The 18,157-nt window shown below is 73.8% G+C and carries 14 protein-coding genes; 9 read left to right on the top strand and 5 right to left on the bottom strand.

Annotated features, from left to right (window positions below; genetic code table 11):
* Window positions 1-5 precede the first annotated feature (5 nt).
* Together OG472_RS33430 and OG472_RS33435 are read right to left on the bottom strand one after the other, a co-directional pair.
* The gene (locus OG472_RS33430) at window positions 6-872 is read right to left on the bottom strand and encodes an ion transporter (RefSeq protein WP_401612591.1); all 867 of its coding nucleotides are present in this window, start codon (window positions 870-872) and stop codon (window positions 6-8) included.
* 84 nt (window positions 873-956) lie between these two features.
* Entirely contained in the window at window positions 957-3,254 is a 2,298-nt protein-coding gene (locus tag OG472_RS33435; protein WP_405942348.1) for an MMPL family transporter, read from the bottom strand.
* A 164-nt stretch (window positions 3,255-3,418) separates the two neighbouring features.
* Here OG472_RS33435 and OG472_RS33440 point away from each other — a divergent pair, with 164 nt between their 5' ends.
* Entirely contained in the window at window positions 3,419-4,276 is an 858-nt protein-coding gene (locus OG472_RS33440; RefSeq protein WP_405942349.1) for a BTAD domain-containing putative transcriptional regulator, read from the top strand.
* A gap of 7 nt (window positions 4,277-4,283) precedes the next feature.
* Here OG472_RS33440 and OG472_RS33445 read toward each other — a convergent pair whose 3' ends face one another.
* The 3 genes from OG472_RS33445 to OG472_RS33455 are packed head-to-tail and all read right to left on the bottom strand — an operon-like array spanning window position 4,284 to window position 6,855.
* Window positions 4,284-5,054 carry a thioesterase II family protein gene (locus OG472_RS33445; RefSeq protein ID WP_405942350.1) on the bottom strand — a complete coding sequence of 257 codons (771 nt, stop codon included), beginning with the start codon at window positions 5,052-5,054 and terminating at the stop codon, window positions 4,284-4,286.
* The gene (locus OG472_RS33450; protein WP_401612580.1) at window positions 5,051-5,290 is read right to left on the bottom strand and encodes an acyl-CoA carboxylase epsilon subunit; all 240 of its coding nucleotides are present in this window, start codon (window positions 5,288-5,290) and stop codon (window positions 5,051-5,053) included. Before OG472_RS33450 ends, OG472_RS33445 begins: the two co-directional genes overlap by 4 nt.
* Before the next feature lie 5 nt (window positions 5,291-5,295).
* The gene (locus OG472_RS33455) at window positions 5,296-6,855 is read right to left on the bottom strand and encodes an acyl-CoA carboxylase subunit beta (RefSeq protein ID WP_405942351.1); all 1,560 of its coding nucleotides are present in this window, start codon (window positions 6,853-6,855) and stop codon (window positions 5,296-5,298) included.
* Between the two features lie 306 nt (window positions 6,856-7,161).
* Here OG472_RS33455 and OG472_RS33460 point away from each other — a divergent pair, with 306 nt between their 5' ends.
* From OG472_RS33460 to OG472_RS33495, 8 genes are read left to right on the top strand one after another with little or no spacing between them, the layout of a single operon-like run.
* A complete protein-coding gene (locus tag OG472_RS33460; protein WP_405832607.1) occupies window positions 7,162-8,973 on the top strand; it encodes a fatty acyl-AMP ligase in 1,812 nt (603 codons plus the stop codon).
* Window positions 8,970-10,727, top strand: coding sequence for an acyl-CoA dehydrogenase (locus OG472_RS33465; protein ID WP_405942352.1), 1,758 nt, complete (start codon window positions 8,970-8,972; stop codon window positions 10,725-10,727). The genes OG472_RS33460 and OG472_RS33465 overlap by 4 nt, the downstream gene beginning before the upstream one ends.
* 53 nt (window positions 10,728-10,780) lie before the next feature.
* A complete protein-coding gene (locus OG472_RS33470) occupies window positions 10,781-11,083 on the top strand; it encodes an acyl carrier protein (protein WP_383570334.1) in 303 nt (100 codons plus the stop codon).
* On the top strand, window positions 11,083-14,064 hold the full coding sequence (locus OG472_RS33475) for a type I polyketide synthase (protein ID WP_405942353.1): 2,982 nt from the start codon (window positions 11,083-11,085) through the stop codon (window positions 14,062-14,064). Before OG472_RS33470 ends, OG472_RS33475 begins: the two co-directional genes overlap by 1 nt.
* A complete protein-coding gene (locus tag OG472_RS33480) occupies window positions 14,061-15,101 on the top strand; it encodes a 3-oxoacyl-ACP synthase III family protein (RefSeq protein WP_405832611.1) in 1,041 nt (346 codons plus the stop codon). Before OG472_RS33475 ends, OG472_RS33480 begins: the two co-directional genes overlap by 4 nt.
* Window positions 15,102-15,108: 7 nt before the next feature.
* Window positions 15,109-17,022 carry an HAD-IIIC family phosphatase gene (locus OG472_RS33485; protein ID WP_405942354.1) on the top strand — a complete coding sequence of 638 codons (1,914 nt, stop codon included), beginning with the start codon at window positions 15,109-15,111 and terminating at the stop codon, window positions 17,020-17,022.
* Window positions 17,009-17,245, top strand: a complete 237-nt coding sequence (locus OG472_RS33490) for a phosphopantetheine-binding protein (protein WP_319731376.1) — start codon at window positions 17,009-17,011, stop codon at window positions 17,243-17,245. The genes OG472_RS33485 and OG472_RS33490 overlap by 14 nt, the downstream gene beginning before the upstream one ends.
* On the top strand, window positions 17,242-18,156 hold the full coding sequence (locus tag OG472_RS33495) for a 4'-phosphopantetheinyl transferase family protein (protein ID WP_405942355.1): 915 nt from the start codon (window positions 17,242-17,244) through the stop codon (window positions 18,154-18,156). The genes OG472_RS33490 and OG472_RS33495 overlap by 4 nt, the downstream gene beginning before the upstream one ends.
* Window position 18,157: the final 1 nt, after the last annotated feature.

An 18,157-nucleotide genomic window follows, 5' to 3' on the forward strand; every position in this document is an offset into this window, starting at 1 on the left:
CCGGCTCAGGGCCCGCTGTGCGAGGCCTCCAGTTGGCGCGGCGGGCGGCCGTCCGGGGTGGTGAGGGTCGCCTCGATCTCGTCCAGGGCGCGGCGGGCCGTCGCGATGCGGTCCCGTACGTCCGTGTCGGCCGGCGGCGGCCCCGGCTGCTTGCGGTCGCGGTTGGCCGCGTCCTCGATCTCGCGCGCCTCGTCGAGGGAGTTGAGGACGACCCCGATGAGGACGTTCACCAGCACGAAGGAGGCGAGCAGCGCGTAGGAGGCGTAGTAGATGATGCTGAGCCGGGAGATCTGCAGCCCGGCCCGGACGGCGTCGGTCAGGCCGTCGAGGGTGGTGAGCAGGAACAGCGTGAGCATCGCGCGGCCCACCGAGCCGTAGTGTCCGGGGTCGGACTCGGCGAAGCAGACCCAGCCGACCATGGCGTACACGTACAGCACCAGCGCTCCGACGAACAGGAAGCTGGCGGTGCCCGGCAGACTGCGGCCGACCGCGATCAGCAGAATGCGCAGGTGCGGCAGGAAGCGTGCGGTGCGCAGCACGCGGGCCAGCCGCAGCAGCCGCAGCAGGGTGGTGTTCTCGCGGACGAGCGGGACGAAGGCGGAGGCCACGACCGCGAGGTCGAAGAGGTTCCACGGGTCGCGGAAGAATGCTTTCGGCCGGTCGGCGAACGCGCCCAGGCGCAGCAGCATCTCGACGCTGAACAGGGCCAGGCAGCAGTTCTCCGCTCCCTGCAGGACGAGCCGGTGGTCCGCGGCGAGCCCGCTGTACGTCTCCGCGCCCATCAGCGCGGCGTTGAACAGGATCGCGCAGAAGACGACCATCCCGAAGGCGGGGGCCTCCGTGGCCACCCGGCACCGGGCTGCCAGTTTCATCCGACCACGTCCGGCCGGCCTCGGGTCTGTCATCGTGCTCCTCGTACTCTCGTCTGCGCCGCAGGCGAACGGCGGCCCACCTCTCTAACGCCCCACAGCCGATCGGGTTTCATCACTTTCCGCACGCCAACGCGCCGACTCGTGCGGGTTGTCCGCCGATCCGGTCTCGGAGAGGCCGAACCGGGCGTGGAAGGCGCGCAGGGGAGCCGGGGCCCACCAGTTGGCCCGGCCCGCCAGCCGCATGGCGACCGGTACGAGGACCGCCCTGATCAGCGTGGCGTCGACGAGGACCACCACGACCATCCCGATGCCCAGCATCTTGAGGAAGACGATCCCGGACGAGGCGTACGTGGCGAAGGAAGCGGCGAGGACGACGGCCGCGGAGGTGATCAGCGGACCTCCGCGCTCCAGGCCGGCGGCCACGGCGCCGGGGCCGTCGCCGGTGCGGTCGTACTCCTCCTTGATCCGCGCCAGCATGAAGACCTCGTAGTCCATGGAGAGCCCGAAGGCGATGCAGAACATCAGGATGGGGATGCTGGGCTCGATGGAGCCGCTCGCCGTGAAGCCCAGCACGCCGGACAGGTGGCCCTCCTGGAAGACCCACACGAGGACTCCCGCCATCACCCCCATGCTGAGGGTGTTGAGGAGCATCGCCTTCGCCGGGAGCAGCACGCTGCCGGTCATCAGGAACAGCACCAGGAAGGTGGCCAGCAGGACCAGTCCGGACACCAATGGCAGGCGCTCGGTCAACTCGGCGCGGAAGTCGCTCAGTTCGGCTGGATAGCCGCCGACCGCGGCGCCGGGGACCGTCGTGCGGATCTCGGCGAGCAGCCGGTCGGCGTCCCGGTCGAGCCCGTCGTGGGTGGCGATCACCGAGTACCAGGTGTCCGGCCCGCCGCCCTCGAACCGGGTGGCGGAACCGTTCGGTCCGGCGATCTTCCGGCCCTGCGCGTACGAGCCGGTCCCGGCGTCGACCTGGTGGACCCCGGCGAGCCGGGACAGCCCCAGGGCCGTGGCCTCGACGGCCGTCCTGTCCGCCGTCCCGTCCGCCGACCCGTTCCCCGGGCCGTCCGCCCCGCCGGGCCGCAGGACCTGGATCGCGTCCATCTCCTCCGCCGCGAAGCCGTCGCGGATCTGCTGCTGCACCACCCTGCTGGACACGCCCGCGGGCAGCACCCGTTCGTCCGGTACCCCGAAGGTCAGCCCCAGCGCCGGCGAGGCGAGCCCCAGCAGCAGCGCCAGTGCCGGGATCCCGTACCGCAGCGGCCGCCGCATCATGCGCAGGGCCGTGCGGTGCCACCACCCCCCGCCAGGGCGCGCGCCGCCGGCCCGGCGGGCGACCCGTGACCCCAGCCGGGCCAGCGCGGCGGGCAGGACCACCAGCGCCGCGAAGACCGAGGTGAGGACCGTGGCGACGCCGGCGTACGCGAACGAGCGCAGGAAGGGGAACGGGAAGAGGAGCAGGGCGGAGAGGGAGAGGACCACGGTGAGACCGCTGAAGGCGACGGTGCGGCCGGCCCGGGCGACCGCGTGCTCGACGGCCCCGGCGACGGTGCGTCCGGCGTCCAGCTCCTCGCGGAACCGGCTGATGACGAACAGGCTGTAGTCGACGCCGAGTCCGACGCCCATCACCAGGGCCAGGTTCGCGGCGAAGGTGGACACGTCGGTGACGTAGGTGATCCCGCGCAGCAGCGCCAAGGTGGTGATCACGGAGAAGAGGCCCATGCCGAGGGTGAGGAAGGCGGCCGAGAAGCGGCGGTAGATGGCGAACAGCAGGAGCAGCACCAGGGGGAACACGATCAGCTCGGCCCGCAGGAAGTCCTTGCGGGCCTGCTCGGCCGCCTGCCGGAAGACCTCGTCCCCGCCGCCGACCCGCACCGAAACGGTGGCGCCGTCCCGGCTGAAGGCCGGCGAGATCTGCGCCAGTGCGGCCCGGGCCTCGGTCACCGTGCCCGCCATCCGGGCGATGACGAGGGCCTGGCGGCCGTCGGCGGAGCGCATGGCGGGCGAGCCGCCCCGGGACCAGTAGGAGGCGACCTCGGCCACCCCGTCCCGGGCGGTCAGTTCCCGCTCCAGCGCCCGCCCCTCCGCCGCGACCGCGGCATCGTCCACGGTGCCGTGCGCTGCCGTGACCATCAGCAGCATCCCGGGGGTGCCCGTCCCGAACCGCTCCTCCAGGACGGCCCGGGTGCGCAGCGACTCGGATCCGGGACTCTCGAACCGGCTCAGGACCAGGCGGTCCATGGTGCCGGCGGCGAGCACCAGGCCGATTACGGCCAGGGCGACACCGGTCCAGGCCAGGAGCCGGGAGCGGGTGGCGGTCAGCCGCCCCCACCGCTGAAGGGCGGGCGGGCGGTCCGCGGGACGGACGGGACCGGTCATCGTCGTTCTCCAAGGGCCACAGGGGGAGGGGGACCGCACCACCATGGCCGAGGAGCCTTCACCGGCCGCTGGAACGATCGCTGACCACCCTGTGGACCGTGCCCGCACGAACCGGCCGGTAGTGCCTAGCCTCCGTACGAGGGTCCGGGCACGGGGGAGAGAACATGTCGGGTGTGCTGCTGCGCGAGCGCGGCTTCGAGGGTGGCGGGGCCGGCGACGGCGGCGGGGCGGCCGGCGAGGACGGTGCGGGCGCCGCGCCGGGGACGGCCTTCCGGCTGCTGGGCCCGCTCCAGGTCTGCCGCGCCGGCCGGGTGCTGGATCCCGGTCCGCCCCGGCAGCAGGCCCTGCTGGCCGTCCTGTTGCTCAGGCCCCGCCTGGAGACCGGGGTGGACCAGCTCATCGAGTCCCTCTGGGGCGAGGAGCACCCGGCGTACGCGAGGAACCTGATCCAGAAGTACGCCTCCGGCCTCCGCGCCCTGGGGGTGCGGCTGGAGTGGTCCGGCAGCGGATACCGCCTGGACGTCGCGGGCGCGGACGTCGACCTCTACACCTACGAACGGCTGGCGGCGGCCGGCATCGCCGCGGCGCGCGCCGGCGAACTCGTCGAGGCGGCCCGGCTGCTGGAAGAGGCGCGCACCATGTCCACGGGCCCCCTCGGCGAAGGGCTCGAAGGGCCGATGCTGGAGCGCGAGCGCCTCTACCGCCATGAGCGCTTCCTCGCCGACATGGAAGTGCGCGCCGAGCTGGAACTGGAGCTGGGACGCCACCGCAACGCCGTGCCCTACCTGCACTACGCCGTCCACAAGTACCCGTTGCGGGAACGCTTCCTGTGGCTGCTCATGGTCGCGCTCTACCGCTCGGACCGCGGCAACGAGGCGCTGACGGTCTACGCCGCCCAGCGCAGCCGGGTCGTGGAGGAACTGGGCGCGGAGCCGGGCCCCGCCCTGCGCACCCTCCACGCCCGCCTGCTGCGCCAGGAGCCGGAGCTGATGGCGATGTCCGTACTGCGCGGGGACGGCTGAACCCGGGCTACGCGAGCTCCCCGCGGATGAGGGCGATCACCTCGGCGACGTGCTCGTTGAGGTAGAAGTGGCCGCCGGGGAAGCGGCGGAGGGCGAAGCGGCCCACGGTGTGGTCGGCCCAGGCGGCGGCCTCCTCGGCGGTGACCTCGGGGTCGCTGTCCCCGGTGAGTACCGTGATCGGGGAGGTCAGGGCGGGGCCCGGGCGGTAGCGGTAGGTCTCGGCGGCCTTGTAGTCGCCGCGGATCGCCGGGAGCACCGACCGAAGTAGCTCGTCGTCGGCCAGGACCGCCGGATCGGTGCCGTTCATCCCCTTGATCCTGGCCAGCAGCTGCTCGTCGGGGGCGAGGTGGACCAGCTGGTTCTCGCGCGGGCGCGACGGTGCCCGGCGCCCCGAGGCGAACAGCGCCACCGGCGCGCGATCACCGGCCGCCTCCATCCGACGCGCCACCTCGAAGGCCAGGGACGCGCCCAGGCTGTGCCCGAAGAGGGCCACCGGCCGGTCCAACCACGGCCGCAGCTCCGCGACGACCCGGTCGGCGAGCTCGTGCAGATCGTCGACGCACCGCTCGTGGCGGCGGTCCTGACGGCCCGGATACTGCACGGCGAGCACGTCGGCGTCCGGGGACAGGGCCCGCGACACCGGGAAGTAGTAACTGGCCGAGCCGCCCGCGTGCGGGAAGCAGAACAGCCGTACCGGGGCGTCCTCGGCGGGGTGGAAGCGGCGCAGCCAGACGCTGGTCGCCGTCAGGGTCGAATGGGTCAGGGTCGAACGGGTCATCGTCGGTCGGTGTCCTTTCGGTGGGGGCCGGCCCGGCTCACGGGGGCGGTCCAGGCGCCCGGCGGACGCCAGCCGCGCGCGGGACCCCAGTCGGCCCGGGCCGGCGGCGCGGCCTGCACGCCGCCCTCGCCCGGCTGCCGGGCGGCGGAGAGCAGTGCGAGGAGGACGGCGGCCAGCTCGGTGCCGTCGGGTGCGCCGCGCACGATCTTCAGGGTGGGTTCGGTCCGCTCGCTCATCAGGGTCAGAACGGCGGGTTGCCGTGCTTGCGTTCGGGCAGCGGCACGTGCTTGGCGCGCAGCACGTCGAGCGCGTCCGCCAGCACCTGCCGGGTCGCGGCCGGGTCGATGACGTCGTCGACGAGGCCGCGCTCGGCGGCGTAGTAGGGATGCATGAGTTCCTGCCGGTACTGCTTGACGCGCTGCGCGCGCGCCGCCTCCGGGTCGTCCGAGGCGGCGATCTCCCGGCGGAAGACGACGTTGGCCGCGCCCTCGGCGCCCATGACGGCGATCTCGTTGGTGGGCCACGCGAACGACAGGTCCGCGCCGATCGAGCGGGAGTCCATGACGATGTAGGCGCCGCCGTACGCCTTGCGCAGGATCACCTGCACCCGGGGCACCGTGGCCGCGCAGTACGCGTACAGCAGCTTCGCGCCGTGCCGGATGACACCGCCGTGCTCCTGGTCGCTGCCCGGCAGGAAGCCGGGCACGTCCACCAGCGTCACCAGCGGGATGCTGAAGGCGTCGCAGGTCTGCACGAAGCGGGCCGCCTTCTCCGAGGCGTGGATGTCCAGCACCCCGGCGAGCGAGGCGGGCTGGTTGGCGACGATGCCCACCACGTGGCCGTCCAGCCGGGCCAGCCCGCAGATGATGTTGGTCGCCCAGTGGGCGTGCACCTCGAAGAGATCGCCGTCGTCGATGATCTCCTCGATCACCGCGCGCATGTCGTACGAGCGGGCCGGGTCGGCCGGGACCAGCCCGGACAGGGCCTCGGTCCGGCGGTCGGCCGGGTCGGCGGCGGGCACGGCGGGCGGCATCTCACGGTTGTTGGAGGGCAGGAGGGACAGCAGGTGCCGTACCTCCTCCAGGCACTCCTCCTCGGTGTCGTGGAGGAAGGCGCTCGCGCCCGAGACGCAGGAGTGGACCTGCGCGCCGCCGAGATCGTCGTGGCTGATCCTCTCGCCGGTCACCGCCTGCACCACGTCGGGGCCGGTGATGTACATCTGCGCGATGTCGCGCACCATGAACACGTAGTCCGTCAGCGCGGGGGAGTACGCGGCCCCGCCGGCGCACGGCCCGAGCATCACGCTGATCTGCGGAATCACCCCGGACGCCGCGACGTTGCGGCGGAAGATGCCGCCGTACCCGGCGAGCGCGGTGACCCCCTCCTGGATCCGGGCCCCCGCGCCGTCGCTGAGCGACACCAGCGGGGCGCCCGCCGCCAGCGCGAGGTCCATCACCTTGTGGATCTTCTGCGCGTGGGCCTCGCCGAGCGAGCCGCCGAAGATCCGGAAGTCGTGCGCGTACACGAACACCCGGCGGCCGCCGACCTTGCCCCAGCCGGTCACCACACCGTCGGTGTGCGGTCTGCGGTCCTCCAGGCCGAAACCCGTGGCCCGGTGCCGGCGCAACTGCTCGATCTCGCGGAAGGTGCCCGGATCGAAGAGGAGGTCCAGCCGCTCGCGCACGGTCAGCTTGCCGCGGGCGTGCTGCGCCTCGGAGGCGCTCGGGGACGGGCCCAGCCCGGCGGACTCCTTGATCGCTCCTAGTTCGGCCACTCGGACACCGACATCGGCAACTGTCATGCTCCACCCGTTTCCTCGGCCGTCGGGGCGCGCCGATGGCGGCCCTGGGCAGTGCCCGCCATTGAAGGCGGCCGGGGCGCGCGCGGAGAACACCGACCACCCCCCTGACCGGGATAGGGGTGCCGTCCGCGGCCCGCCGGCAGCCGGCGGACGCACGCCCCGGAGCCCCCCGCGCAGTCGGCAGAAGCACGCGCCGGAGCCCCCCGATCCGGCGGGCGCAAGCGCCCCTTAAGGAAGTCCGCGCAGGATCCGGGGGAATCGAGGTCCGCCATTCCACGGGCCCGCTGACCCGAGGGGATGCCGCGGATGTCACCGTCACGCTTCGCCACCTTCACCGAACTCCTCCGGGTTCGGGCGGCCGAACTCGCCGACGAGGACGTGCACGTCTTCCTGCGCGACACGGCCGGCGGAGTGGCAGCCGACCACCTCACCTACGGCGAACTGGACCGCGAGGGGAGACGCATCGCCTCCTGCCTGCGGGAACACGGGGCGACCGGGCAGCCGGTGCTGCTGGTCTACTCCTCCACCGTCGAGTTCCTCAAGGCGTTCGCCGGCTGCCTCTACGCCGGCGCCATCGCGGTCCCCGTACCCATGCCGGGCGAGGCCGGCCGCGACAAGCGGCTCAACCGCACCACCGCCGTGCTCAAGGACACCGCCGCGAAGGTGGTCCTCACGGAAACGGACGCCGCCCCCGAGGTCGCGCTCTGGCTCGCCCGCAACGCCGGCCCCGACGCCGTGTGCGTGGTCAGCGACGTGCCCGGCATCGGCGACGCCGACGCCTTCCAGCCCGTCAGCGCCCGCCCGGACGACCTGGTGTTCCTCCAGTACACCTCGGGCTCCGTCTCCGAGCCGCGCGGCGTGACGGTCTCCCACCGCAACCTCCTGGCCAACCAGGCCGCCCTGCAGAAGGTGCTGCGGACCACCCGAGAGGACGTCTTCGGAAGCTGGCTGCCCTACTTCCACGACATGGGACTGGTCGCCCACCTCCTGCACCCGGTCTGGCTCGGCAGCCACAGCGTCCAGGTCACCCCGCTGTCCTTCGTCAAGCGCCCGCTGCGCTGGCTCCAGGCCATCGACGAGTACGGCGTCACCGTCGGCGGCGGCCCCAACTTCTCCTACGACCTGTGCGTACGCCGCGTGAAGGACGAGCAGGTCGCCGCGCTGGACCTGTCCCGCTGGCGGCTGGCCCTCAACGGCGCGGAACCCGTACGCCCCGAGAGCCTCGACGAGTTCGCCGAGCGGTTCGCCCCGGCCGGATTCCGCCCCGAGGCCCTCTACCCCTGCTACGGACTGGCCGAGGCGACCCTGGTCGTCTCCGGCGGAGCCCCCGGCACCCCGCACGTCCGCAGGGACTTCGACAAGACCGCCCTGCAGCGCGACCAGGTGCTCCGCGCCGGGTCCGGACAGGACGTCAAGACCCTGATCGGCTGCGGCACCCCCGTCGACGTGGAGGTCCGCATCGTCGACCCGCTGACCCACCGCGAACTGCCGGCCGGCGCCGTCGGCGAGATCTGGCTGCGCGGCTACAGCGTCGCCCGCGGCTACTGGCGGCGGCCCACCGAGACCGCGCACACCTTCCTCGCCAGCCTCAACGGCGAGGAGAGCAACTTCCTGCGCACCGGCGACCTGGGCATGCTCGAAGAGGGCGAACTGTTCGTCACCGGGCGGCTCAAGGAAGTCGTCATCATCAACGGCCGCAACGTGTACCCGCAGGACATCGAATGGGCCGCCCGGACCGTCAGCCCCGCGCTGACCTTCGGCGCCGGCGCCGCGTTCTCCGTGGACGCCGGGGGCGAGCAGCTCGTCCTCGTCCAGGAGGTGCGCGGGGCGGGCAGCGCCGAACTGCGCACCGTCGCGCAGCGGATCCAGGCCCTGATCGGCAAGGAGTTCGAGATCCCGGCCGGCAACGTGCTGCTCGTACGCCCCGGCACCGTGCGCCGCACCAGCAGCGGCAAGGTCCAGCGCACCCTGATGCGCAAGCTCTTCCTCGACGGGGTGATGCGCGGCGAGTACGAGGTGCTGACCCCCGACGTGTTCGCACTGGCCCGCGCCGAGGACGTGCTGTTCGGGGAGGACCTGCTGCAGCCGGAAGGAGCCGACGGAGGAAGACGGTGGTGACGTCGCTCCTCGGCGACCAGGCGGTGGCCCAGCAGCGCGAGAAGACCGTCCGGGCCCGGGTGGCCGAGCTGGAGGGGCTGTTCGGCGACCCCTCGGACCCGGCGAACCCGGTCGGCTACACCGCGCTGCTGGAGGCCGACCGGGCCGCGGTGCCCTTCGCCGCGGGCGAGGCGCTGCTCGACGGCTTCGGCATCACCGACGAGTTCATACCGCGCGCCCTGGGCGGGCGGCTCGACGGGATGGACACCCTGGTCAGGATCATGCGCCCGGTCTTCCGCCGGGACGTGGGCCTGGCCATGGGCCACGGCATGACCACCTTCATGGCGGCCTCCGACGTCTGGACCGCCGGGAGCTCCCGGCAGCGGCACTGGCTCGCCGGACTGCTGCGCGACGGCGGCAAGGCGGCCATCGCACAGCACGAGACCGCCCACAGCAACGACTACGTCCGCAGCCAGGTCACCGCCCGCCGCAGCGGCGACGGCTACCTGATCAGCGGCGGAAAGCCCATGGTCAACGACCTGGAACGGGCCGGGGCGCTGGTGCTGTTCTGCCGTACCGACCCCGCCCCCGGCAGCCGCAGCCACTCGGTGCTCCTGCTGGAACCCGGGCAGCTGACGGACGCACGGGCGGCCGTGACGGCCCGCCGGACCCCGGTCGGGCTGCGCGGCTGCCGGTTCGCCGGGGTCGAGTTCGACGACTGTCCCCTGCCCCGGTCCGCCCTGCTGGGCCCGGAGGGCAGCGGGATCACGACCGCCCTGCGCTCGTTCCAGATCAGCCGGACCGTGATCGCCGCGACGGCCGTCGCGGCCCTCGACACCAGCCTGCGCACCGCCGTGCGCTTCGACCGGGAGCGCTCCGGCGGCTGGCAGGCGGGCGGCGGCCGCGGTGACGGCGGCCGCACGGGCGCGGCGCTCACCAACGCCTTCGTCAACCTGCTGCTCTACGACGCCCTCGCCGTCGTCGCCACCCGGGCCCTGCACCTGCTGCCCGCCGAGACGAGCGTCTACTCGGCGGCGCTCAAGTACCTGCTGCCGCGCGTCCTCACCGAGACCATGTACGACCTGTCCATCGTACTGGGCTCCGGCCTCTACACCCGCGAGGGCACCCTCGGCATCTTCCAGAAGCACGTCAGGGACGTACCGGTGCTCAGCCTCGGCCACGCCGGGACCGTCGCCTGCCAGGCCACCGTCATCCCGCAGATGCCGCGGCTGGCGCGGGCCTCCTGGTTCGTCGAGGACGAGGCGCCGGCCGGGCTGTTCCGGCTGCAGGGCGACCTGCCGCCGCTGCGGACCGACCGGCTCAGCCTTGCGTGCGGCCGGGACTCGCTCAGCGCGACCATGCTCGCCGTCAGCGCGGGCATCGACGGCACCGGCCCCGTCGAGAGCGCCCTGCGCACGCTCGCCGGGCAGCTCGTCGAGGAGTTCCGCGACGTACGGGCCCGGGTGCTCCGGCTGGAGGCGGCCGGTGCCGCGGCCACCGCACAGCCCGCGAAGTTCGCCCTCATGGACCGGTACGCGCTGCTGCTGGCCGCGGCCGCCGTACTGGGCCTGTGGGACCAGGGCCGCTACGGCCCCGACCCCTTCCTCGCCGACCCGTCCTGGGCCGCCGCCGCACTGCACCGCATCGCCCGGCGGCTGGGCACGCGCGTCGCCGACCTGCCGCCGGAGTGCGAGACCCGGATCCGGCACGAGGTCCAGCTCCGCTTCAGCACCCAGATCAGCTACGACCTCTACTCCACGCCCATCCCCGGCTGACCGGTTTCCCCGGCCGCCGGCGGATGCGTCGTACGCACTGAAGGAGTCCCACGATGACCGTTCCCACCGCTCGGCCCGCCGCGGCCATCGACGGCGTGCTGCCGCACGAGTGGCTGTACGCCCGGCTCTCGCTCTACCTGCGGCGCGCACCCGAGACCATCGACCCGGGCGTGCCCCTCGCCGAGTACGGCATGGACTCGGTGGCGGCCCTGAGCCTGTGCGGCGACCTGGAGGACGAATTCGGCCTGGAGGTGGAGCCCACCCTGCTCTGGGACCACCCGACCGTGACCAGCCTGGTCGGCTACCTGTCGACGGTGCTCCCGGCCGCCTCGCCGGACGCGCAGGGCCGGCACTGATGGGGGACATCGCCGTCGTCGGGATCGACTGCGCGTTCCCCGGGGCGGCGGGCGTGCAGGCGTACTGGGACCTGCTGATGCGCGGCGGGGACGGGATCGGCCCCGTCCCCGCGCAGCGCTGGGAAGCCGCGGACTTCCCCGCCGTCAGCGGCAGCGGCGGTTTCATCGACGACGCCGATGTCTTCGACAGCGACTTCTTCTCCGTCACCCCGCGCGAGGCCGCCGCCATGGACCCGCACCACCGGCTGCTGCTGCCCTGCGCCTGGCGGGCCCTGGAGGACTCGGGCCGGGCGCCCGGCGATCTCGCGGGCACCGAGACGGGCGTGTTCATCGGGGTGATGGGCGGCGAATGGGGCCGCCTCACCATGAGCGACCTCGCCCGCGTCACCCCGCTGCTCGGCGCCGGCAGCAGCGCCGGCATGGCGGCCAACCGGATCTCCTACCACTTCAACCTCACCGGACCGAGCCTGGCCGTCGACACGGCCTGCTCGTCCTCGCTCGTCGCCGTCCACCTCGCCGCGGGCTCCCTGCTGGCCGGGGAGTGCGACACCGCGCTGGCCGGCGGGGTCAACATCGTGCTCTCGCCGTCCCTGGGCATGGTCTACGGCCAGCTCGGCCTGGCCGCCTCCGACGGACGCTGCAAGCCCTTCAGCGCCGACGCCGACGGAATAGGGCGCTCCGACGGCGTGGGCCTGGTGGTGCTGCGCCGGCTCGACGACGCGCTCGCCGACGGACAGCGGATCTACGCCGTCCTGCGCGGCAGCGCCGTCAACCAGGACGGCCGCAGCAACGGGGTGATCGCCCCCAACCGCTGGTCCCAGCAGCGGGTGCTGAACTCCGCGTACCGGCGCGCCGGGGTCACCCCCGACCGGGTCGCCTTCGTGGAGGCGCACGGCACCGGGACCGTACTCGGCGACGCCATCGAGTGCGCGGCGCTCGGCGCGGTGCACGGGATCCCGCGCGAGACCCCCTGCGCGATCGGCTCCGTCAAGGGCAACCTGGGCCACACCGAGGGTGCGGCGGGCATCGCTGGCCTCATCAAGACCGTGCTGGCCCTGCACCACCGGATCGTCCCCGCCAGCCTCTTCGCCGACCGCGAGAACCCGCAGCTGCGGCTCGGCGAACGCGGTATGCGGCTGCTGAAGTCCCCGATGCGGCTGCCCCGCGGGGAGAGCCTCGCCGGGGTCAGCAGCTTCGGCATGGGCGGTACCAACGCCCACGCCGTCCTGGGCTCGGCGCCCCGGATCCCGGTCGCCGCGGGAGCCCGTACGGGCGCGGCCCGCGACGCCGTCGGCGTCTTCACCGTCAGCGGCGACACCCCCGAGGCGCTGCGCCGCAACCTCGCCGCCCAGGCCGACGCGGTGGCCGCGCGGCCGCGCGGCGGGGCGGCGGCCCTGTGCTGGAGCAGCAACCGGATCAAGACGGGCCTGCCGTACCGGTTCGCGGCTCCCGTCCGCGACACCGACGAGCTCGTGGCCGAACTGCGCCGCGCGGCGGCCCCCCAGGACGCGGCCGGGAGCGGCGGGCGTCCGTGGGGCAGGCCGGTCGTGGCCTTCCTCTTCACCGGCCAGGGCAGCGAGTACCCCGGCATGACGGCCGGGCTCCACCGCGACTCCCCGGCCTACCGGCGCCATCTCGCCGAGGCCGACGAGGCACTCGCCGCACACCTCGGCACGTCGGTGCGCGAGCTGATCCTCAGCGGCGACGAACGGGTCCACCGCCCCGAGTTCGCGCAGCCGGCGCTGTTCGCCGTCGGCTACGCGCTGGCCCGTACGCTCACCTCGCTCGGGATCACCCCGGCGGCCGTCCTCGGCCACAGCCTGGGCGAGTACGCAGCCGCCGTGACCGCCGGGGCCCTCTCCCTCGACGAGGCCGCCCGCCTGGTGGTCCGGCGCGGCGCGCTGATGGGCGAACTGCCCGCAGGCGGTGCCATGATCGCCGCGGCGGCCGGTCCCGAGGAGCTCGCCGAGCTCCTGGCGGGGGAGCCGGGCACGGTCGTGGCGGCGCTCAACGGCCCCGCGGACACGGTGGTGTCCGGACCGCTGGAAGCCCTGGAACGGATCGGGCGGGAGCTCGCGGGCCGCGGCGTCCGGGTCAAGCGGCTGCCCGTCTCCCACGCGTTCCACTCGCCCCTGATGGCCCCGGCCGCCGCGGGCCTGCGCACCGAGCCGGTGCGCTGCGAGCCGCCCACCGTGCCGGTGGCCTCGACCCGGCACGGCCGGATGCTGCGCCACGACCTCATGGACGCCGGCTACTGGGCCGACCAGATCGAGGAGCCCGTGCTCATGGACGCCGCGCTCGGCGCGCTCGTCGCCGACGTCGCCCCCACCCACCTGATCGAGATCGGCCCGCGCGGCACGCTCCTGCAGATCGCCGCCAGGGGCGGGCGCGCGCCGGCGGCGGAGTTCCTGCACCCGGCCCCGGGCGCCGAGGCCACGGGGAGGGAGCTCGCCGCGACCGTCGCCGCCCTGTACCGCGGCGGGCTGGACCCGCTCTGGGAGGAGCTGTACGAACCGGGGCACCGGGTCGTCGAAGCGCTGAGCCCGTACGTCTTCTCGTCGGCGCAGCGACACTGGGACCGGCAGGCGTTCGTGCACACCGCGCAGCCCCACACCGCACAGCCCCCCACGGCTCAGCCCCACCCCGCCGGGCCCGTCGCCGTCCCGCCGGCCCCCGTGACACCGGCCGCCGCGCACTCCGTTACCGGCGCCGGGGCCCACGTCGACGATCCGGTGCTGCTCGCGGTCGTCCAGGCCGTCACCGAGGTCGGCGGCTACCCCCCGGAACGCGTCGTGCACGAGGCCCGCTTCTACGAGGACCTCGGCTTCGACTCGGTGATGATCATGCAGCTCAAGAACCAGGTGGAGGCCAGGCTGCCACGGGTCGGCGAGGTCTCCGTACAGCAGATGCTGCCCGCCCTGCGCACGGTCGGCTCACTGGCCGCCTTCCTCGACGACATGCTCCTGGCGAGGTCGGCATGACACGGGCCGCGAACACGACGGACCGTTCCACGGTGTACCTCGCGGGGACCGGCACCGCCCTGCCCGGCGCCCCGGTGGACAACACCGCGCTCGGCGCGCTGCTGGGCGTGAGCGAGGAGTGGATCGACATCTTCGTCGGCACCAGGACCCGCCACTTCGGCTGGGACCCGGTCACCGGCGAGGTCCGCGGCTCGCTCGCCGACCTGTGCGCCGAGGCCGGCGCCCAGGCCATGGGCGCCGCGGGACTCGGCCCCGCCGACATCGAGTTCGTGGTGCTCGCGACCGCGACCCCGGACCTGCTCCTGCCGACCACCGCGAGCGAGGTCGCCGACCGGCTGGGCCTCGACCACCTGCCGGTCTACCAGATCCAGGCCGGCTGCTCCGGCGCCGTCCAGGCCCTCGACCTCGGCCGCACCCTGATCCGCGGCGGCCGCCGGGCCGGCCTGATCCTGGGCGGGGACGTCACGCACCGGTTCCTGTCGCCGCGGCGGGACACCGCCCGGATGCCCACCGAGGAGCTGGTCAACTACGTCCTCTTCGGGGACGGGGCGGGCGCCGCGGTCCTCACGGACGAGCCCGAGGGCGAGCGGGTCGCCGTACGGGCGGTGCTGAACTCCTGGACCGGGCGGGGCCGTCCGCCAGGCCAGCTCCTGGACTGGTACGGAACCACCGACCGCGACTCGGAGCGGCGGATGCTGGCCGAGGACTACAAGGCGATCGAGGAGCACGTCCCGAAGATCTCCGTGGAGATCCTCTGGGAGCTGCTCGGGGGGCTCGGATGGGGCCTCGACGACGTCGGCTTCCTGCTGCCGCCCCAGCTGTCCGAGCGGATGACCGCACGCATCGTCGAGCGGCTGCCGGCCGGCCCCGCGCGAGAGGTCTCCTGCGTGTCCGAGACCGGCAACACCGGCAATGCCCTGCCCTTCCTGCAACTCGAGCGGCTGCTCCCGCAGTTCGCCGTCGGGGACCGGGCCCTGGCCCTGTGCGTGGAGTCCAGCAGGTGGATCAGGGCCGGGTTCGCCCTGGAGAAGGTGTGAGGCGTCGATGACGACGGGACTGGACCGGCTGCGCGAACTGCGCGCGCAGGGTCTGCTGGAGAAGGCGTACGACCGGGTGCCCGGGCTGCTCGCACAGGAGGGCGGGCCCGGCGGCCCCGGCCCCGGGACGGCCGGAGGGACGGCGTCCGCGGCCGGTCGGCTGCTCGGCGGACTCGACGCCGACGCCGTGCTGGCCCACCACCCGCTGACCCCCGTCGTGACGGTGGCGGTCACCGGCCAGTCCACCGTCGGCCACGTCGTCGACCCGCTCCGGGGCGAACTGGCCCGCCACGGCATGCTGCTGAAGCCGGTGCTCGGCGAACACGGCACGTACCTGCGCGACCTGACCGACCCCGGCGGCGAGCTGTGGACGGCCCGGCCGGACCTCGCCCTGTGCCTGCTGGACGCCGAGACCGTCTTCGCGCAGGTTCCCGCGGTGTGGCGGCCCGAGGACGTGGAACGCGCGGCCGAGGAGGTCCTGACCCGGTGCGCCGTGCTGGCCGGGGCGGCCCCGGGGACCCTGGTGCTCAACACCCTTCCCCTGCCGCGCGGCTACAGCCACCAGCTGATCGACCACCGCTCCCGGGCCCTCCTGGGAGCCGTGTGGAGGGAGTTCAACGCCCGCCTGCTGAGGCTCGCCGCCTCCGCCCCCCGGCTCGTGGTGATCGACCTGGAACCGCTGGTCGGCGAGGGCGGACCGGTCACCGACCCGCGGCTGGCCCGCCACGCCAAGGTCCAGCTCGGCGCGGAACTCCTCGCCGCCTACGCCCGGGAGGTCGGCCACCTGGCCCGCGCGCTGGCCGGCCGGGTCCGCAAGTGCCTGGTGCTCGACCTCGACAACACCCTGTGGGACGGGGTGCTCGGCGAGGAGGGGCCCGAGGGAATCGCGGCGGCCGGCACCCTGCGCGGGGAGGCGTTCGGGGCCTTCCAGAAGTGCGTCAAACAGCTCGGCTCCCAGGGCGTGCTCCTCGCGGTCAGCAGCAAGAACGACGAGGGACCGGTCCGCGGGGCGCTGAGCACCCACCCCGATCTGGTGCTGCGCGAAGCCGACTTCGTGCGGATCAACGCCAACTGGGAGCCCAAGGACGCCAATCTGGCCGACATCGCGCGAGCGCTGGACCTCGCCGCCGACGCCCTCGTCTTCGCCGACGACTCACCGGCCGAGCGCGCCCTGGTCCGGCACGGGGCGCCCGAGGTGGCCGTCGTGGCGCTCGACGGGGAACCCGCGCTCCACGTGACCCGGCTGCTCGCCGACGGCTGGTTCGACACCCTGCGGCTGACCGAGGAGGACCGGGCCAGGACCGGCGAGTACCACCGGCAGCGCGAGCGCCGGGAGCTGCAGGCGGGTTCGGGCTCGCACGAGGAGTTCCTGCGGGCGCTGGAGGTGCGGGTCGGGCTCGGCCCGCCCCGCCCCCACGAGTTCGCCCGCATGTCGCAGCTGACCCTGCGCACCAACCAGTTCAACCTGGCCGGCGGGGGCCACACGGAGTCCGAACTGGCCGCCCTGGCCGCCGACCCGGCGCGACTGCTGCTCGCCGCCCGCAGCGCGGACCGGTTCGGCGACAACGGCCTGGTCGGGGCGGTGCTCGGGACCGTGGCGGAGGGGGTCCTGCTGCTGGACAACATGTGGCTCAGCTGCCGGGTGCTCGCCCGCGGGGTCGAACACGCCTGTATCGCGGTGCTGTTGGAGCAGGCCCGCGCCCTCGGACTGGCCGGGGTGACCGCCCGGTACGTCCCCACCCCGCGCAACCACCGCGCCCGCGGCTTCTACCCGTCCTGCGGCTTCGCGCGGGCGGGTACCGGCGGGCCGGCGGACACGGCGGTGGAGTTCCACCACGACCTGGCGCGGGTGCCGGAAGTCCCGGCGCACGTGCGCATCACCGAAACCCCAGGGGGAAGACGGACGGATGAGCCTCGATAGCCTCGACGTGTTCCTGCGGACGGTCCGTGACGACCTCGGCCTGGACATCGCGATTCCCGAGGGCGCGGACACCGCACTGGTGGACCTGCCCGGCTGGGACTCGCTGAACCTGCTTCGCCTGGTGGCCCTCCTGGAGGAGTCGGGCCACCGGGTACCGGTACACCGTCTGCTGGAGGCGCACCGCCTCCGGGAGATCCACACCCTCGTGAAGGAGTACGGATGACCGCCCCGGGCAGCCCCTCGCTCGGCCCACCGCTCGGTGAGCCCGTCGCCGTGGTACCGGGAGGCGACTCGTGGGACCGGGTCAGGGACGACCTCGCCGCCCACGGCACGGCGCTGGTCTACGCGTGGCTGAGGGACATGGAGCCGCGCGTGCCGTCCGGCGACGGGCTGCGCGAGCTGCTCGGCCGGGACTGGACGCGCTACCTCGACCTGACGCACGCGGACGTACGCGGCCGCTACATCGCCTCCCGGATGCTCCTGAAGCACGCGGCGGGCGCGGTGCTCGACAGCGATCCAGCGGACCTGGAACTGGCCTACGGGCCGACCGGCCGGCCGTACCTGCGCGGCTGCGACCAGATCGACATCAGCCTCAGCCACACCGAGGACCTGCTGCTCGTCGGACTGACGACCACCGGCCTCATCGGGGTGGACGCGGAGCGGGCCGACCGCGAGATGCACGCCGGCGGGCTGGGCCGGCACATCTGCACGCCGTACGAGTCGGTGCTGCTGTCCGGGATGCCCGTGGCGGAGCGCAACGACGCGCTGGTGCGGCTGTGGACCCTCAAGGAGGCCTACAGCAAGGCCATCGGCCAGGGCATGCAGTTCCGGTTCACGGAGTTCGGATTCGGTCCGGACGGCAGGGCCGTGCGGGTCCAGCGGCCGGACGGGACCGCAGGCACCGGGGACGAGTGGATCTTCCGTACGTTCCCGGTCGCCGACGGCTACGTCGTCAGCGCCGCGGTGTACGACGCGGGCTTCGGCCGGCTCCAGGACGCCCACGTCACCACGATGCTCGACCAGGACTGCGTGGACGCGATCACGGAGGCGCTCGACGAGACGGCGTACGAGGAGGCGGCGTACGACGGGATCGCGTGGGACGGGACGGCGTACGGCGAGGGCGCCGCCCGCTGAG

This window comes from Streptomyces sp. NBC_00207 (assembly GCF_045160965.1).
In the GTDB taxonomy this organism is placed as follows: domain Bacteria; phylum Actinomycetota; class Actinomycetes; order Streptomycetales; family Streptomycetaceae; genus Streptomyces.

Bases quoted from the DNA above. Each gene is read 5' to 3' on its own strand.
- OG472_RS33430 (WP_401612591.1), bottom strand. From the start codon at position 872: ATGAAACTGGCAGCCCGGTGCCGGGTGGCCACGGAGGCCCCCGCCTTC.
- OG472_RS33435 (WP_405942348.1), bottom strand. From the start codon at position 3,254: ATGACCGGTCCCGTCCGTCCCGCGGACCGCCCGCCCGCCCTTCAGCGG.
- OG472_RS33440 (WP_405942349.1), top strand. From the start codon at position 3,419: ATGTCGGGTGTGCTGCTGCGCGAGCGCGGCTTCGAGGGTGGCGGGGCC.
- OG472_RS33445 (WP_405942350.1), bottom strand. From the start codon at position 5,054: ATGACCCGTTCGACCCTGACCCATTCGACCCTGACGGCGACCAGCGTC.
- OG472_RS33450 (WP_401612580.1), bottom strand. From the start codon at position 5,290: ATGAGCGAGCGGACCGAACCCACCCTGAAGATCGTGCGCGGCGCACCC.
- OG472_RS33455 (WP_405942351.1), bottom strand. From the start codon at position 6,855: ATGACAGTTGCCGATGTCGGTGTCCGAGTGGCCGAACTAGGAGCGATC.
- OG472_RS33460 (WP_405832607.1), top strand. From the start codon at position 7,162: ATGTCACCGTCACGCTTCGCCACCTTCACCGAACTCCTCCGGGTTCGG.
- OG472_RS33470 (WP_383570334.1), top strand. From the start codon at position 10,781: ATGACCGTTCCCACCGCTCGGCCCGCCGCGGCCATCGACGGCGTGCTG.
- OG472_RS33475 (WP_405942353.1), top strand. From the start codon at position 11,083: ATGGGGGACATCGCCGTCGTCGGGATCGACTGCGCGTTCCCCGGGGCG.
- OG472_RS33480 (WP_405832611.1), top strand. From the start codon at position 14,061: ATGACACGGGCCGCGAACACGACGGACCGTTCCACGGTGTACCTCGCG.
- OG472_RS33485 (WP_405942354.1), top strand. From the start codon at position 15,109: ATGACGACGGGACTGGACCGGCTGCGCGAACTGCGCGCGCAGGGTCTG.
- OG472_RS33490 (WP_319731376.1), top strand. From the start codon at position 17,009: ATGAGCCTCGATAGCCTCGACGTGTTCCTGCGGACGGTCCGTGACGAC.
- OG472_RS33495 (WP_405942355.1), top strand. From the start codon at position 17,242: ATGACCGCCCCGGGCAGCCCCTCGCTCGGCCCACCGCTCGGTGAGCCC.